Annotated in this window: 1 protein-coding gene; it reads left to right on the forward strand. The window is 44.1% G+C overall.

Annotated elements, in window-relative coordinates:
- Nucleotides 1-526 (forward strand): DNA primase family protein (locus JCM21531_RS17450; protein ID WP_038291759.1); only part of this gene is annotated, 526 nt, incomplete at both ends.

Below are 526 nucleotides of genomic sequence, written 5' to 3' on the forward strand. Positions count from 1 at the left end.
GGTAGACCTAAAGACAGGAGAACTTCTCCCTCATAAGCGTGAGTACTATATGAGTAAAATCTGTCCTGTTGAATATAAACCAAGCAGCAAGGCTCCCAAATGGATGGAATTTCTGAATACCATTACGGGAGGAAGCAACGAGCTTGTAAGGTACCTTCAAAAGGCTGTAGGCTCGTCATTAAGCGGAGATATTTCAGAGCAAGCCCTATTCGTCCTTTATGGAACAGGAGCAAACGGCAAGAGCACATTTCTAAACACCGTCTCTGACCTGTTGGGAGACTATGCAAGAAATACTCCGTCCGAAACCTTTATGGCAAAAAGAATTGAAGCGATAGGAAATGATATCGCAAGGCTTCAGGGAGCAAGGCTCGTTACTGCCATAGAAATAAATGAGGGACAAAGGCTCTCTGAGGCATTGATTAAGAGCTTTACAGGCGGAGACAGAATCACAGCAAGGTTCCTTTATGGAGAATATTTTGATTTCCAGCCACAGTTCACACCATTTCTCGTAGTAAACCACAGGCCT

It is taken from the genome of Acetivibrio straminisolvens JCM 21531, assembly GCF_000521465.1.
Taxonomy (GTDB): domain Bacteria; phylum Bacillota; class Clostridia; order Acetivibrionales; family Acetivibrionaceae; genus Hungateiclostridium; species Hungateiclostridium straminisolvens.